Annotated in this window: 16 protein-coding genes, 1 tRNA gene and 1 pseudogene; 7 read left to right on the top strand and 11 right to left on the bottom strand. The window is 31.4% G+C overall.

The features are described 5' to 3' along the window. Positions 1–117 precede the first annotated feature (117 nt). The 5 genes and pseudogenes from ACVEGE_RS19580 to ACVEGE_RS19560 all read left to right on the top strand — a co-directional run. Positions 118–372: a transposase gene (locus ACVEGE_RS19580; protein ID WP_458008607.1), complete on the top strand. Its 255-nt coding sequence runs from the start codon at positions 118–120 to the stop codon at positions 370–372. Between the two features lie 33 nt (positions 373–405). After that, positions 406–759, top strand: a complete 354-nt coding sequence (locus ACVEGE_RS19575) for an ISAon1 family transposase N-terminal region protein (RefSeq protein ID WP_173854557.1) — start codon at positions 406–408, stop codon at positions 757–759. A 52-nt stretch (positions 760–811) separates the two neighbouring features. Beyond that, the gene (locus ACVEGE_RS19570) at positions 812–1,087 is read left to right on the top strand and encodes a hypothetical protein (protein WP_458008606.1); all 276 of its coding nucleotides are present in this window, start codon (positions 812–814) and stop codon (positions 1,085–1,087) included. Between the two features lie 12 nt (positions 1,088–1,099). After that, positions 1,100–1,732 carry an ISAon1 family transposase gene (locus tag ACVEGE_RS19565; protein ID WP_458008605.1) on the top strand — a complete coding sequence of 211 codons (633 nt, stop codon included), beginning with the start codon at positions 1,100–1,102 and terminating at the stop codon, positions 1,730–1,732. A 36-nt stretch (positions 1,733–1,768) separates the two neighbouring features. Continuing rightward, positions 1,769–2,719: pseudogene (locus tag ACVEGE_RS19560) on the top strand (IS256 family transposase); the annotation flags it as partial. A 129-nt stretch (positions 2,720–2,848) separates the two neighbouring features. Here ACVEGE_RS19560 and ACVEGE_RS19555 read toward each other — a convergent pair. Both ACVEGE_RS19555 and ACVEGE_RS19550 read right to left on the bottom strand, forming a co-directional pair. Beyond that, positions 2,849–3,493 carry an ISAon1 family transposase gene (locus tag ACVEGE_RS19555; protein ID WP_458008655.1) on the bottom strand — a complete coding sequence of 215 codons (645 nt, stop codon included), beginning with the start codon at positions 3,491–3,493 and terminating at the stop codon, positions 2,849–2,851. A gap of 326 nt (positions 3,494–3,819) precedes the next feature. Further along, positions 3,820–4,182, bottom strand: a complete 363-nt coding sequence (locus ACVEGE_RS19550) for an ISAon1 family transposase N-terminal region protein (protein ID WP_225738173.1) — start codon at positions 4,180–4,182, stop codon at positions 3,820–3,822. Between the two features lie 288 nt (positions 4,183–4,470). On the opposite strand from ACVEGE_RS19550, the gene ACVEGE_RS19545 reads away from it, so the two are divergent. Next, positions 4,471–4,555, top strand: a tRNA-Ser gene (locus tag ACVEGE_RS19545). Positions 4,556–4,639: 84 nt separating this feature from the next. Here the strand turns inward: ACVEGE_RS19545 and ACVEGE_RS19540 are convergent. Next, positions 4,640–5,107 (bottom strand): thermonuclease family protein, encoded by a 468-nt coding sequence (locus tag ACVEGE_RS19540; protein ID WP_192501681.1) that lies wholly within the window; start codon positions 5,105–5,107, stop codon positions 4,640–4,642. Between the two features lie 110 nt (positions 5,108–5,217). On the opposite strand from ACVEGE_RS19540, the gene ACVEGE_RS19535 reads away from it, so the two are divergent. Then, positions 5,218–5,997: a hypothetical protein gene (locus ACVEGE_RS19535; RefSeq protein WP_192501682.1), complete on the top strand. Its 780-nt coding sequence runs from the start codon at positions 5,218–5,220 to the stop codon at positions 5,995–5,997. 161 nt (positions 5,998–6,158) lie between these two features. Here the strand turns inward: ACVEGE_RS19535 and ACVEGE_RS19530 are convergent, their stop codons facing one another. The 8 genes from ACVEGE_RS19530 to ACVEGE_RS19495 form a co-directional block, all read right to left on the bottom strand. After that, positions 6,159–6,581: a DUF6943 family protein gene (locus tag ACVEGE_RS19530; RefSeq protein WP_192501683.1), complete on the bottom strand. Its 423-nt coding sequence runs from the start codon at positions 6,579–6,581 to the stop codon at positions 6,159–6,161. Between the two features lie 1,104 nt (positions 6,582–7,685). Beyond that, positions 7,686–7,970 carry a hypothetical protein gene (locus tag ACVEGE_RS19525; protein ID WP_192501684.1) on the bottom strand — a complete coding sequence of 95 codons (285 nt, stop codon included), beginning with the start codon at positions 7,968–7,970 and terminating at the stop codon, positions 7,686–7,688. Continuing rightward, a complete protein-coding gene (locus tag ACVEGE_RS19520) occupies positions 7,957–8,880 on the bottom strand; it encodes a hypothetical protein (RefSeq protein WP_192501685.1) in 924 nt (307 codons plus the stop codon). Before ACVEGE_RS19520 ends, ACVEGE_RS19525 begins: the two co-directional genes overlap by 14 nt. 99 nt (positions 8,881–8,979) lie before the next feature. Then, positions 8,980–9,396: a protein-export chaperone SecB gene (locus tag ACVEGE_RS19515; protein ID WP_192501686.1), complete on the bottom strand. Its 417-nt coding sequence runs from the start codon at positions 9,394–9,396 to the stop codon at positions 8,980–8,982. Between the two features lies 1 nt (position 9,397). Beyond that, positions 9,398–9,634, bottom strand: a complete 237-nt coding sequence (locus ACVEGE_RS19510; RefSeq protein WP_192501687.1) for a hypothetical protein — start codon at positions 9,632–9,634, stop codon at positions 9,398–9,400. Between the two features lie 19 nt (positions 9,635–9,653). Beyond that, positions 9,654–10,181 carry a hypothetical protein gene (locus tag ACVEGE_RS19505; RefSeq protein WP_192501688.1) on the bottom strand — a complete coding sequence of 176 codons (528 nt, stop codon included), beginning with the start codon at positions 10,179–10,181 and terminating at the stop codon, positions 9,654–9,656. A gap of 6 nt (positions 10,182–10,187) precedes the next feature. Further along, a complete protein-coding gene (locus ACVEGE_RS19500) occupies positions 10,188–12,869 on the bottom strand; it encodes a DEAD/DEAH box helicase (RefSeq protein WP_192501689.1) in 2,682 nt (893 codons plus the stop codon). After that, positions 12,870–14,516, bottom strand: coding sequence for a site-specific DNA-methyltransferase (locus ACVEGE_RS19495; RefSeq protein ID WP_192501690.1), 1,647 nt, complete (start codon positions 14,514–14,516; stop codon positions 12,870–12,872). It lies immediately after the preceding gene. Between the last annotated feature and the right edge of the window lies 1 nt (position 14,517).

The raw sequence follows: 14,517 nt of genomic DNA, 5'->3' as shown, positions 1-14,517 counted from the left end.
TATGTATTTATGCGGGAGCTCTCCTGAAAGTTTTTGGTATTAATGGATACTGTACTAAAAAAGTGTGTAAAGTAAAAAAGTTGTAATTTTAAATTATGACAAATAAACTTACATACTATGAACCTTACACACGCTCAAATTTCGGAATTATTGTTGAATATAGTAAATTCAGAAAATGGAACAAACTTACTGATGCAAATGACATTAGATGCTTTTATGAAAAGTGAACGACATCTACATCAACTAGAGCATCCAGGAGATTCTGCAAATGGATATCGTACAAGGAAAGCACGAGGATTTGGTAAAGAAATGGTTTTAAAAGTACCTAGAACAAGAAATGGGATCAATCCTAAAAGTTGGGGAGGGATTTGATTTTTATTAAATTAGCAGACAAAAAAGTACCCCTTGGAAAATTATATAGAACTATTAAAACTTATACTGCCAGAATTAATTGTAGAACACTTTGATTTGGTGAATACCAAAACTGAACAAGAGAAAATGCATTTGTTTTTTGAAGAAAAAAGTGCTCCACCCAAAGAGTATAATAATCGACAACTAGTCTCAAAAGGTTTTTTACATGAGATTACAATTCAAGATTTTCCACTTAGAGGGAAATTCGTATATCTCCATATTAAAAGACGTCGTTGGACAGATAAAGAAACTCAAGAAATCATACAACGAGATTGGAATATTGTAGCACAAGGAACCCGCATGACTCATGAGTTTGCGGATTTTTTAAAAGAAATTAATAGATACTAAAGCAAACGATTGTCATACTATTGGTTTTTTCTTTGGTGTTAATGGTAAAAAATTGCAACGACAATATAAAAAACATCTTAGCAATTTTTCCAATTGGGAACAACGAGAACATGCAAATGAGTGGCTAATTTTCCCTGAAAACATGGGTAGTCATTTATCTATAGACGAAGTAAACTTGTCAATGGGAGAGCTTTATACCGTAGTGACCAATAAAACAGGAAAAGGTAAAAAAGGTTCTATTGTAGCCATTATTGCTGGAACAAAAGCAGAAGTAGTTATTAATCATTTACAAAGGATAGATTTTAAAAAACGTTCTCAGGTCATTTAAATCACTCTAGACATGGCTAATAGCATGAAATTAATTGCTAAAAAATCTTTCCCAAAAGCAACACAAGTAACAGATCGTTTCCATGTTCAAAAACTTGCTTTAGAAGCTGTACAAGAAGTTCGCATTAGATTAAAATGGGAAGCGCTAGATCAAGAAAACCAAAGTATATTACAAGCAAAACTCAACAATGCACCTTTTGTCTCTAAAGAATTCTCTAACGGAGATACTGCCAAGCAATTACTCACCAGGAGCAGGTTTCTACTCTACAAAAGTCCTAACAAATGGAGCGAAAGTCAAAAAGATAGGGCAACAATAGTATTTGAAGCATATCCAGAAATTAAAACAGTTTACTTTTTAAGTCAAAAATTACGCAATATTTACAATAACAATAATGATAAAGTAATAGCTATCACAAAATTAGCACACTGGTATAACGATGTTGAGCGCTTAGGAATAAAAAGTTTTAATACAATAATGAATACCATTAAAATTAACTATGATTCTATTTTGAATTATTTTGGTAATAGAAGCACTAATGCTTCTGCAGAATCTTTCAATGCTAAAATAAAAGCTTTTAGAAATCAGTTCAGAGGTGTTAGAAAAGTTGATTTCTTTCTATTTAGATTAACTAAATTATTTGCTTAATCCCCAACTTTTGAGCTTGATCCAAGAAATGGAACATTTTATCCAGTGCTTTTAAATGTGCTTCGCAATGAAGATGAAGAACATCGCATGTTGATTTTTAGTTTATATCGCCGAGGCTTAACAACCGAGCAAGTTAGTGATGTTTACGAAGAAATTTACGGAAAAGAGTACAGTAAGCAGCAGATCAGTTATTTAATGAAAGACAGTCGCGAGGAAGTTTCAATTTGGCTTAAGCGCAAATTAGATTCTCACTATTTAGTGTTTTATATAGATGCAACTTTTGTTCATACTCGAAGAGAAAAATCGGTCAGCAAAGAGGGATATTATACTATATTAGGCATTAAAGAAGATGGTTCTAGAGAAGTCCTTAGTATTGTAAATCATCCTACAGAAGGAGCTTTGTTGTGGCAACAAGAATTAGAATCATTAAAAGAACGGGGTGTTCAGAGTGTTGGCCTAGTTGTCTCAGACAGCTTAACGTCAATAGAAAATGCCATTGCAAGGTCTTTTGTTAATGCTCAGCATCAGTTATGTGTAGTGCATCTCAAACGTAATATTTTAGCAGTTTTTCCTAGAACAAAACGTTTAGAAATAGGCAAGGAACTTCTTGAAATATTTGCAATAGAAACAAAAAACATTACCGTAGTAGAAGCATTTGAAAATTTATGTAAATTCGTAGAAAAGTATAAAAAAAGTTATCCTAGTTTAAAATCATTTTCAAACCAGCGAAATATAGCATATTTCACCTATTTAAATTATCCAATTTCGATTCAGAGAATGATTTATTCAACCAACTGGATAGAACGTTTAAATCGAGATTACAAACGGGTATTGAAAATGAGAGGAGCAATGCCAAGCTCAGAATCGGTACTTTTTTTAATGGGATCAGTGGCTATAGAAAAAGAATATAAATCCTATGTTTATCCCGTATCAGTTTTTAGAGAGATTGAAGAATTAAAAAGAATAATAGAAAAAGAAGAAGTCTAGTTCCGCTACGCTTCACTAAACTTCTTCTTTTTCTATTGAAATAATAATAATAATAATAATAACTTTTATACACTTTTTAATACACTACCTATTAAGGGATCATAACTAAAACCTGTGGAGTAGTAAAAATTAGGCATAGATTTTCGTTAACCTAAACAGGAAAAATTCTATGTTTTTCACTCCTCTAAATTGAGATCTAATAGCTTTTATTTTAGCATTGAAGGATTCCGCTGAAGCATTGGTGCTTCTGTTGTCAAAATAGTTTAAGATTGTTTGATAATGATTCTGTATTGATCTAGATATTGTATTAAATGATTTAAACTCAGCTTGAGCTACTTTTTCATGCCATCGAGCTAATTTGCCTAGACCATAAATTTTATCGGTAGTATTCTCAAAAACATTTCGTAAGTCTTGACATAGCTGGTATGCTTTTTCAATATCAGGATACAATTCGAATAAGAATCTCGCTCTTTCAGTTTGGTTTTCAGTCCATTTTGATTTGTTTTTGTATAAGATATAGCGGCTTCTAGCTAATAGTTGCTTAATGGTATCACCGTTTGATAGTATTTTGGGTTCGAATTTAGTTTTTGTGGATTTAGCTTTTTCAATAGCATCATTCTCGATGTCAATTACTTGCCATCTATATTTAATCCTGATTTCTTGTAAAGCTTCGAGCGCTAGTTTTTGGACATGGAATCGGTCTGTAACCCTTACTGCATTAGAAAAGCATTCCTTAGCAATAAGACCCATATTAGCCGCCATATCGAGTGTTATTTCAGTAACTGAATTTCTAAGCTTTAATGGTAATTTTTTTAATATAGTAATTACTGTTTATGCTTTGGTTCCAGCAATCACGGCTACTATTGTTCCCTTTTACAGCTTTGTTAGTTATAATGGTATAGAGTTCACCATTGGAGAGAGATGTTTCATCTATTGATAAACGTTTTCCAATATTTTTAGGAAAAATAAGCCATTGTTTAGCGTGCGACTTTTGTTTCCAAGCTTTAAAATCACTTAAGTAATTTTGTATTAATATTGTAAATTTCTTCCAGAAATCCCGTAGAAGGAGGCGATAGCATTACAATTATTTAGACTGGAATCTATTGATCTCTTTTAAAAAAGACGCAAACTCCTGTGTTACACGAGTTCCGTCCGCTACTAAATTCCTCCCGATAGCTATCGGTACTAAAAACTACCTTCCCTATGTCTTCGTTAAGCCATCGTCTGCGAGTAATATGCAGGTATACTTGATGTCCATGAATAGGAAAATCTTGAACGGTTATCTCATCAAAGAAGCCTTTTGAACTTAATTTAAAAGGTCTGTATTCTTTGGGAATCGAATTAATCTCCTTTAAATAAAGATGAAGTATCTCTTCTTCCTTTTTATAAGAGGTCATTTCAAAATATTCAACAATGATTTCAGGTAATAATAACTTGATTAGCTCGCTGTAGGAATCTTGCATTTGCTGGAATTTGGAAACATAAATATCTGGTTTTTAATATTTCCCCACAACTTTTCGTCTTGATTGCCTTTTTTGGGTCACGCCATAATTATTTTGTATTGATTAAGTTAATTTGTAATTATTGTTTTTTTATATTGAATAAATATATATAATGATGTTAAGTAGTTTTAATACTGGATGTTAATTGTTTGTTTAGAAAATAAATATAAAATAATTTAGATTTATGTTTTTTAAATGGAATAAATGTTTAAATTTGCAACTGCAATCAGATAGTGGTTGTGATTTATTGGAGAAATGGCAGAGCGGTCGAATGCGGCAGTCTTGAAAACTGTTGACTGTAACAGGTCCGGGGGTTCGAATCCCTCTTTCTCCGCAAAACAAAAACCCTAACAGCTGATAATCAGTAAGTTAGGGTTTTTTGCTTTTAGTTCTAGCCCACATTTAGCCCACAACTGAATTAAAAGCTATCCACAATAGCAAATAATCCTTTTTTGTCTGTTTTAGCCTTCAAACTCCATTCCTTATACATTGGAAGCTTTTTACAAAATACGTTGCTATACGGCTTTGCATAGCCTTCTCTGATCATTATTTCATTCATTACATTACCACTGCTCAGAATTAAATAACCAAGTGTTCTTCCGTATTTGTCAAAAAGATTGTTTTCCTCTTGGACTAAAGTGCAAATCTCCCCTATTTGCATATTCGATTTAAAAAACTCAAATGACTTATAACCCAGTTTAATTAATAGTGCTGCAGGAATATTTAATTTTTTTTCGTCCTTTTTAATCTTGCTACAATAATTCATTTCAGGTGCATCAATACCATATAATCGTATTTCAAACTCTTTTTTGGAATGGAACTCTTCCGCAATTAGTCCATCACCATCTACAAACCTTTTGATTTTTAGAATAATTTTTCTTTCCATAATTATTAATGCGTTTAAATGCATCAGATAGCATTATTTAAACAATTGATTAAAAGCTGCTTACATTGTAAATTTAACAAAATAAATTAATAATTTAAAATTGTAACAAAATGGCAAGACAGAAAGGGCATATCAAATATGTCGGAACATTAGGAGAAGTTAGACATTTCAAAATAAAAGGAAATGAAGGTTACTTCGCTGGACTAAAAGGAGGTCCTACAGCTGAACAAATTAAAACTGCACCTGGCTTTATCCGTACTCGTGAAAATATGAGTGAATTTGGAGCTTGTGCCAATGCTGGAAAATCAGTTCGTGTTGGTTTATCATCATTAATGAAGCAAATGTCAGATAGTCAATTGACTGGTCGATTAACTGCCATTATGAAAAAAATAAACATTGAAGATGGTTCCGAAGCCAGAGGTCAACGAGCTATTCTTATTTCTCAACAACCCCAATATTTGAAAGGATTAGATTTTAATCGTAACATTTCATTTAACGGTATTTTTAATGCTCCTTATACTTTTACCCCAGCTGCTTCTAGAATTGAAAGCACTTTAAGCATTGATTCATTTAATCCGCTTAATTACTTAAACATTCCATCAGGCGCTACACATTTTAGGATCATTAATGCAGTTTCTGTAGTAACAGGAAATTATGAGCCTTCTGATTCAGTATTGAATCAAATGTCAAATGTCGCTTATTCTGATTATTCTGCTGTAGATGTTGCGACTACTTTAATTGAAGTTACCGCCACATTACCGGGTGCGCCAACATTAAATACTGATGTATCAGTAATTGGTAGTATGGGAATTGAATTTTATCAGAAAGTTGGAAACAATTATTATTTATTCAATGCTGGTAATGCTTTAAAAATAGAAGATATTTTCTAACAATACCATCAGTTTGCAAGACTGCAAACTTTGCAAACTTGCAATCTTAGCCCTTTCTAACGAGAGGGCTTTTTGTTTTTCACCAGTTTATCTATAGCGTGCAATCATATATGACATAAAGAGCGAATAAAGAGCAATTATGTATTAGTCGGTACAATGTGTTACTTTTTAAAATAATGAGCTAAAATCGTCTTTCTCATTTCATTGATTAAAATCAAGCTTTTTTGAAATTGCTTTTCTTGGATTTCAATAATTTGCAAAGCATTTATCTGTTTTTGGTGTTGCTCCATATTAGATAACATTTGGTTGAGCTTCGGAATAAAGTTCTTTTTGAACTCATGTATCCGTAAAAATGGGATTACGGAACCACAAAGGTATTGATGCCAAAAATTAGCTTTCCATAAACTATAAATAAGCCAGTAAATTGTTTCGGCTTCTTCTTTGCTTGAAAAAGTGACAACAAAGCTATTTGTAAAAGCTGTCTTTTGAGGCTTTCCACTATTCAAGCCTTTGCTCAAGATGTAAATCTGATTATCTCGGCAAACTGACTCTTTTCTGTGCGTTTTAATGATTGGATTCGGCATAACTTCTGGATTAAAATGATGCTTTCGCTACGCTCCGCACCATATCATTTTTAAAAGAAAAAAAGAAAAAAAAGAAAGCCGTCTCTAAAGTGGAGGTTTCAAAAGAAGTCAAGTTTTTTTGAAGAAATACTACCCAAGTGTTGATGTGGAATCGTATGCGTATCGTCAGAAAAAGTAATTGTTATGAAAATGTAAGGGTGGAGATTTCTTCAAAAACCCGTAGGGCTTGAACTTTACTTTTTGAAACCGTAACTTACCTTTGCTATCTTTTTATTTATTTTTTTTCAATCGGAAGCACTAAATGTTGTTGAAATCCTATTCTGGGGAATGTTCTTATGGAAACAGCAATCAAACACCCCCAAGCACCGCAAGGAACAAATAAAGTGGTGCCCCGTTTTTAAGGGGCAAGGAACTTTATTTGTGTATGAGGAGCGCAGTGGCGGGGTTGCGGCAATCGAACAGCCACCATAGACACGGGAATTGAGCGGAGGAACGTAGCGAAATGAAGTGGATATGAGCGTGTAACGGCGGGGAAAAAATAAAAGACAGCCGTAGGCGTTCCTTGATTTAGGGCAAAGCGACCGAATCGGATGTGAATGGAGAAGAGAAGTTGTAATAAAACAATTGCTTATTTAAAATTGAAATGAGGTAAGCGGTGCTAACCCCGATGGCGGTGCGAAGGAGCAACCGCTGAAAAACTGGAGGGCTATAAACATAATACGGCTGGAATGTAGTGAAGCGTAGCCTGCGGAGCGTAACGAAATGAAGCGGTATTATGGTTATGGTAGCCCGACCGAACGCAGGAAGAGACCGTGTGAAGATGAGGAACGAAACAGCGCAAAAAAATAGCTGCTTATTTTCAAGCGGCTATTTTTATTGTGCTGTGAAGTGCCTGTGGAACGGAGGGAAACCAAACTATTGAATTGAAAAATAGATAGCTTATTTACCGATAAAGTTCTTATGAAAATGTATGGTTGACCGACTGGAACAGCCGAACGGAACAAAGGGAACGACCGTAGAGAGACCGCTTGATTGCTCGTGTTTTTGAAACGTAAATATTGTTTTGAATACTAGATTTACTTTAAATGTATTTCGATACAAAAACTATATATATCCTTTTTCTAATAAAATATCAATGTATTTTTGTTGAGAAAGAGTGCAATTTACTAATTCGGCAAATTCAGATTTTGATAATTTACACTGATCAGACATTTTCTTTATAAGATAACCATCTAAATCTTTTTTGCTTCCGTGACTAATTTTAGTATGTAAAATCAATAAATCGTTATGATAAAACTCAAGATAATGATGGTCAACACTCTTAAATTTTGCAATACTAAAACCTTTATTTTTAAGGTTCTTTAAAGTTTTATTTTTATCTAATACCATTAATTTTTTCTTTTACAAATAGATTAATAGCTAGCTTTATATCTTGCATTCTTTTAGATAATTTATTATCATCCATTTCATTAAGTCTTGTAAATAAAAAATCAAATTCCTCATTGAAATCCAGTTCTACTTCTTCGACTGTAAGTCCTGTAGCTGTAATATCAATAAGTTCATTTTTAATAACGTAAAAATCATCTTCCTTAATAAACGAACAATGCAAGGGAAATTTTAATATATATTGCTTATCACTAACATTAATAATTTCTGGTGAATAAGCAATAGTATGCCTTTGTCCACTAATTATTTCTTGAATTCTATTACTTGTTTTTTTGCCCTTTGTAGTTACTATAAGTCTAGCTATAGCACTATGTTCTACCTTATCTTCTACCAAATTAACAACTGTGGTCAACAAGCTTTTTTTAACTTCAGATTTAAATTTTTTAACTTTAAAATTCAAAGAAAGATTGTCTTTGCTAAAAATAGTTGTTGGAGAACCTTTAAAACTGTTTGTAAAATTATATAGATTTTCAATAATATCATTACTGCTATTACTAGAAGGGTAATAGTCTTTAATTTTAGTATAATCTCCTTTGTCTGATATTTCAAACAATTGAACCAATTTACTACTGATTATATTTCTTTGTTCTTTATAGTCGGAAGTTGTATGCTGTATTCTTGGGGTAAAAACAAAGGACGGAACAGAGCTACTCTTTGTAAAATCAGTCAATTCTATCTTAAAATTATTGTAGTCAATTGAATTATCAGAGGATAAATCATTTTTTGCAATTGATAAAACAAGGTTTTGAAAAGTTTCAGCTATCTTGATTAAAGCATCAATTGGCAAAGTTTGATACTTACCGAGCTCACCTTCAATCTTAAAGCTAATTCCTTTTTCTAAATCAAAATTCATAATAAGTAAAAATATAAATAAAACCTTAAAACATTTGAGTTAAAATGAATATTGCTAATAGAATAAACCTATTTTTACTTTTTATTAAAATTTTAACATTTATTCTTCAATAGTCATTTTATCTAAAAGCTGTTCTCCTAATTTAGTTAAATTAAGTGTAGGAAGATTTAGAGTAGGAACACCTGAAATAGCTGTTAATGAAGCTATATAAGCTCTTATATATGGGAAAACTATTGCTGGCGCATTTTTAGTAAATAATCCATCTTTCAATTCTTCAATACTTAAGTCATTATCATAATCAAAAATTGATTCAGAAACTACACGAATATTTAATTTACCTTCTGCTTCTGAAATAACTGTTTCAATAATTAAATGATATTTATTTACTGATTTTTTTACAGATGCATTTGCATCGAAATCTATTTTAATTTTATATTCTCCTATTTCATTAAAAGAAATGTAACTTTCCTTTACAAAGAATTTAAGAAACTGGATTGAAGCTTTTTGTGTTTCCATGTTAAGATGCTAAAGCGTAATTATTTTCACCAGCTACAAAAGGTTGGTTAAATTCATTTTCTTGAGCTAATACAAATGATGAAGCATTGGAATCAGGAATAGAGAAGTATTCTATAGCTTCTTCAAATGCAGGACCTTCCATATTAAGCGATGAAATTGCATTCCACTCAATATCGAATTGCTCCTGAGACATATTGTCTAAAACTTCTTTTAATTTTTGTGCTAACTGTGATTTCATAGTATAAATATAGTGAAAATTATGGGAAAATCACTTTTAATGGGTGCAAAAGTACTCCTTTTCTTTGAATCACACAAATTTGAACTCTTTGATTAATTATCATGTATTCATTTCTATCTCCTCTAAACTTTAATCTCATAATATTTCTATGCATATCTGCTGCCCTAATGGATGAATAACTGAATATGCCGTTATTTTTCATAAATTGAATTAAATTTGGAATTACTGCACTTTTGGCATCTTTAATTTTACCGCTAGCAATCATTAAATCAATGCACTCTATTAGCGCTTGTTGCGAGCTAACAGAACCAAATAAATCAAAACAGTTTTTGCTTAAATCAATAATTGTTTCAGTGATGCAGTATTTTTTACCTCTTCTAATATACCCAATGTCACCCCATTCATGTGCCCAATCGATATTAGTGTCCCAAAAGTATGAGCCTTTACCGAGCCAAGCACCTTTATGAGTACAGTCAAAAGGACCATCAACTTCAATTTCATCAAAGTTGTCTTTATTTTCTAAGGTATAGTAGCCTGTGACTATCATTAAGTATTAGTTAAATTTATTAATAAGAAATTGGAAAGAAGTTGTCTTTGTAATTTCATCGTGAGGAATTAATAAATAACACCAAGGTTTTGCATTGTTTTCGATATTAAACTCAGTAGCATATTTACAATATGTTAGAGCAGCATCTTTTTTTGCTTGCACATCTGCATCCTGCATTTTGTCTTTACTCTTAGGTTCTACCATATAGATAGCATCTAAAGTTTCTACTACAAAATCAGGTTCATATCTTCTTTTATTATTATCCCAATAAATATGAAATTGATTAGATGCTGGTCTTAACCATTTTAATACATTTTTATCATTTTCAACTATATAGGCTAAATCTTTCTCTGTGTTTGAGTCAAATTTATATTCAAAATGGCAAGCTTTTTCAAAGCCTCTGTAAACATATTTAGGAACAAGGCTTACAGGACTAATTACATCTCTATAATCTCTAAAACCATTATTTGCTAGTGCAGAAAAATTGTGTTGTAAAATTTTAGTAAAAGCAAGTACATTTGGTTTTTCATAATCTTTAAAAATTAATTTAAAATGCCTTTTCATCTGAATATAAATCCTTTCAGCAATTGTTTTTTTAAATTGAAAAACAGCCTTTGTTACTTCTTTATCGGAATCATTTGTTTCTACAATCTTATCATAAGCTTGTTGTGCTAATTTATGTAACAAATCAGCATTATCATCGTAATCAATCTCCGAGAAATTTAAAAGTTCACTAATTATCGATTCAATTGGATTATTATAAGAACCACTTGAAATAGCTCTTAACGTTTCAACTTCTTTGCTAATTAAACTAACTCTAATTATTTCTTCTTCTAATGCTTTAAATGAAAAGAAAGAAGTATCTAAATCAAAGTCCTCAAAGTAGGCATGAACATCACCTTGCACTAAGTCCATTCTAGGAATTTCAATAATGTTATTAGAAAACCCAGTAATTATCTTATTATAATTTTCTTTTGCTTCTTCAACTTTTTGTTCAATAAATAAATCGTTTGACTCTTCTCTTAGTTTTTTCTCAACTTCAATTAGCACATCATACTTAACATTTTCTTTTACTAAGTCTTTCGTACTTTTTACATCATTATGTTTATTAAACTTATCTATAACCGATAAAATAGCTTTTTTTGCATCTAACGAATTTTGAGCTTTTTGTTTATCCGTTTTGTTACTAATTGTATTTACAACTTCTTGTTCTTTATGTATTTCTACTTCTGCTTTACTTTGAGAAACTGTTGCAATGCTTTTTTCTTTTATATCCGATTCATCAAATTCAATAAATGACATTTTATTTAAAATAGAATCAGGATTTTGAGCTTCTGCTATTACTGTATCAAAATTATCATGAGCTATAACCGTTAATTTATCAATATTAGGTTGTCCTGTTCTTTTACCACCAAAAGGCAATCGAAGTCCTCTACCTATTGTTTGTTCAATTAATACAGCTGCATTAGCTGCACGCAACGGTACAATAGTATAAAGGTTTGATACATCCCAACCTTCTTTTAACATATTTACATGAATCACTATTTCAATTTCGTTGTCAGGGTTTTCTAAAGAAACAAATAGTTGCTCTATCTCTTCGTCCTTTTTAGTGGAACTATCAATTTGAAGTACTTTACCCAAATATACGCCATTATAAAATTGAGCTGAACTAACTAACTCAGATATATCTTTTGCGTGATTGATATCTTTACAAACCACTAAAATAAATGGCTTTACTAATTTTTCATTATAGTTTAAAGCATATAACTCTAAATCTGTTTTTGTTTGTTGATGAATAGAAATAGCATCTTCTAATTTTATTAACTCTATTTCTGATTCTGTTAAATCGCCTTTTTTAAAATTTTTCCTTTTTGCAATTGTTGGATTTTTGACATATAAACCATCTGATAATGCTTTTGCTAATGTGTATTCATAAACTACATTTTTAAAGATTTTTCCTTTTTCATCAAATGGTGTAGCTGTTAATTCTATACCCAATACAGGATTTAATTCATTTATAGCATTTTTAGAGGAATCTGCATGATAACGATGTGCTTCGTCCATAAGAATAACTAAATCATCTAAATTTGATAAATATTTCCAATAGGATTCTCCTAAATATTCTGAAAGTCTTTTCATTTTTGGAGCTAAAGCCACACCACCTTTTTTTGTTCCTTTATTATCTGAATTGAATTTAGATATATTAAAAATATTGATTCGAATATCTGATTCGCTAAACAAACCACCTTGTTGTGCATAGTTATCTCCTGTAATGATTACCGGTCTATTATGTACAAATTCTGCAATACCATTAAATACATATTTTGAATATGAAGGATCACCAAAATCTTTTATTAATTTTTCGTAAATGGTAAGGTTAGGTGCTAGTATAAAAAAATTCTTCATACCCTTTGCTAAATGCAAATAAGTAATAATAGCCCCCATTAATCTTGTCTTACCAACACCTGTAGCAATATTATGAGTAACTGATGGGAAATCTCTTTGAAAATCTATACATGCTGGATATAGTGCTTTAATAGCTTCTAAATCGTTTTCTAAACTAGTAACACGTTTTGATTTTTTTAATGGTATATGGTCAGCTATCGTAGCTGTGATGTCTAGTGCTTCTTGTAATGGCAATCTTAACGACAAACGCTGTTTAATTGCATTTAATATAGTTGTATTCATTTAGTCGAATAATGTTTTTGCGTTATTATTAGTATCCTCTAAATTACTTTCATCCTCATTATTATCATCTTCAAGTAAATCGTCGATATCTTCGTAATCTTCTTGTTCAAATGGTACATTAACAATATTTAAACTGTAATCGTCTTTACCAAACTCACAACGCTCTAACAACAACAATGGGATTTTTTTTATGGTGATATTTTTAAATTTATTTTGACACTCTGTTTGAAATGCTTTACAACAAATTAATAAACTTTCCTCAGGTTGCATACCCTCGGCAATTGCTTCAACTTGCTGTACTGTTAAAAACTGTGTTGTTGTAAAAATAAAATCTTGCTCTGTGGAATTACCTTGCTTCCAAAAAATCGATTCGTGTGGTTGGTATTTAAACCCCTCTTGTTTTGCCATAGCTGCTGCTAACATATCAGGATTGTATTCTTCTGAAATAACCCAATTATTGAACTTATCTTTTTTTAACAAACTTGGAGCTAGATTATAAAATTTAAAACCTGAACCACCCTGCCAATTAACTGATTTTGAGATACCGCCTTGTTCGCCATCCACTACTTGCTTTAATCGGGGGTAACAATGTGTAATAGCATGATTACCCAGCTCTATACCTATGTATTTTCGTCCCATCTTGTGGGCGACAGCTGCGGTGGTACCCGAACCTAAAAACGAATCGAGTACTAAATCACCTGGATTAGTTGTCAACTCGAGTATTTTATTTATTAATCCTTCGGGTTTTGGATAATCAAAAGATTTAGCACTACCGAAAAGGGCTTTAATTTCATCACCAGCGTTTTTATTTGTACCCACTTCTGATAGAATGGATCTTAAAACTTGACCTAAAGGCATATACACTCTGTGATGTAATGTCCAACCATTTTTACTTTTAATTAATCTTATATTCCCTTTTACTAAACCTTCGTTAATAGTATCAATTGATTTTTGTGAATTGATTTTTAAAATAGAATCATCTGGACATTTTATTTCTATCCTTATAGGGTTTTGAAGACCATCTCTTGCAAGTGTGTCCCAATAAAACCTTTTACCATTTTCATCAACTTCTTTATATCTTTTTAGATATTCCTCAGTTTGTGATACTTTCCATTTTTCTTTATGTATCACTTTATCCTTAAACTTAGCGTATACTAGTATGTAATCATGATCAATTGCAAAGTATCTGGAATCATTACCTCCTCCTTTTCTTTTTTGCCAAATTAAATCACCTATATAATTTTGTCTACCAAAAATTTCATCACAAACAATTTTACAATACGCATGTTCGATTTCATCTAGATTGATAAATAACACTCCATCTTTAGACAGTAACTTATATAATATTTTTAATCTTTGTGACATTAAATTTAACCATAATGAATGCTCAATACCATCATCATAATATTCAAATGCTTGACCAGTATTGTATGGAGGGTCAATGTAAATACATTTTACTTTTCCTGCATAATTTTGCTCTAATGCTTTTAATGCCAATAGATTGTCACCATGAATCAGAATATTTTCAGCATTTTTGTCACCATAGCTGTATTCGGGGTTTTCTATTAGTATTCTAGGTTCTAACTTAGGCTCTTCCCCTTTGCCAATCCAAGTAAGTTCTAGTTTTTGTAAATTTTTATTTGCCATT

The sequence above is a fragment of the Flavobacterium sp. PL002 genome, assembly GCF_054165825.1.
This window is presented reverse-complemented; position numbering and strand designations above follow the sequence as displayed.

Coding starts and splice junctions, on each gene's coding strand:
- ACVEGE_RS19580 (WP_458008607.1), top strand. CDS start 118: ATGAACCTTACACACGCTCAAATTTCGGAATTATTGTTGAATATAGTA.
- ACVEGE_RS19565 (WP_458008605.1), top strand. CDS start 1,100: ATGGCTAATAGCATGAAATTAATTGCTAAAAAATCTTTCCCAAAAGCA.
- ACVEGE_RS19550 (WP_225738173.1), bottom strand. CDS start 4,182: ATGCAAGATTCCTACAGCGAGCTAATCAAGTTATTATTACCTGAAATC.
- ACVEGE_RS19540 (WP_192501681.1), bottom strand. CDS start 5,107: ATGGAAAGAAAAATTATTCTAAAAATCAAAAGGTTTGTAGATGGTGAT.
- ACVEGE_RS19535 (WP_192501682.1), top strand. CDS start 5,218: ATGGCAAGACAGAAAGGGCATATCAAATATGTCGGAACATTAGGAGAA.
- ACVEGE_RS19530 (WP_192501683.1), bottom strand. CDS start 6,581: ATGCCGAATCCAATCATTAAAACGCACAGAAAAGAGTCAGTTTGCCGA.
- ACVEGE_RS19525 (WP_192501684.1), bottom strand. CDS start 7,970: ATGGTATTAGATAAAAATAAAACTTTAAAGAACCTTAAAAATAAAGGT.
- ACVEGE_RS19520 (WP_192501685.1), bottom strand. CDS start 8,880: ATGAATTTTGATTTAGAAAAAGGAATTAGCTTTAAGATTGAAGGTGAG.
- ACVEGE_RS19515 (WP_192501686.1), bottom strand. CDS start 9,396: ATGGAAACACAAAAAGCTTCAATCCAGTTTCTTAAATTCTTTGTAAAG.
- ACVEGE_RS19510 (WP_192501687.1), bottom strand. CDS start 9,634: ATGAAATCACAGTTAGCACAAAAATTAAAAGAAGTTTTAGACAATATG.
- ACVEGE_RS19505 (WP_192501688.1), bottom strand. CDS start 10,181: ATGATAGTCACAGGCTACTATACCTTAGAAAATAAAGACAACTTTGAT.
- ACVEGE_RS19500 (WP_192501689.1), bottom strand. CDS start 12,869: ATGAATACAACTATATTAAATGCAATTAAACAGCGTTTGTCGTTAAGA.
- ACVEGE_RS19495 (WP_192501690.1), bottom strand. CDS start 14,516: ATGGCAAATAAAAATTTACAAAAACTAGAACTTACTTGGATTGGCAAA.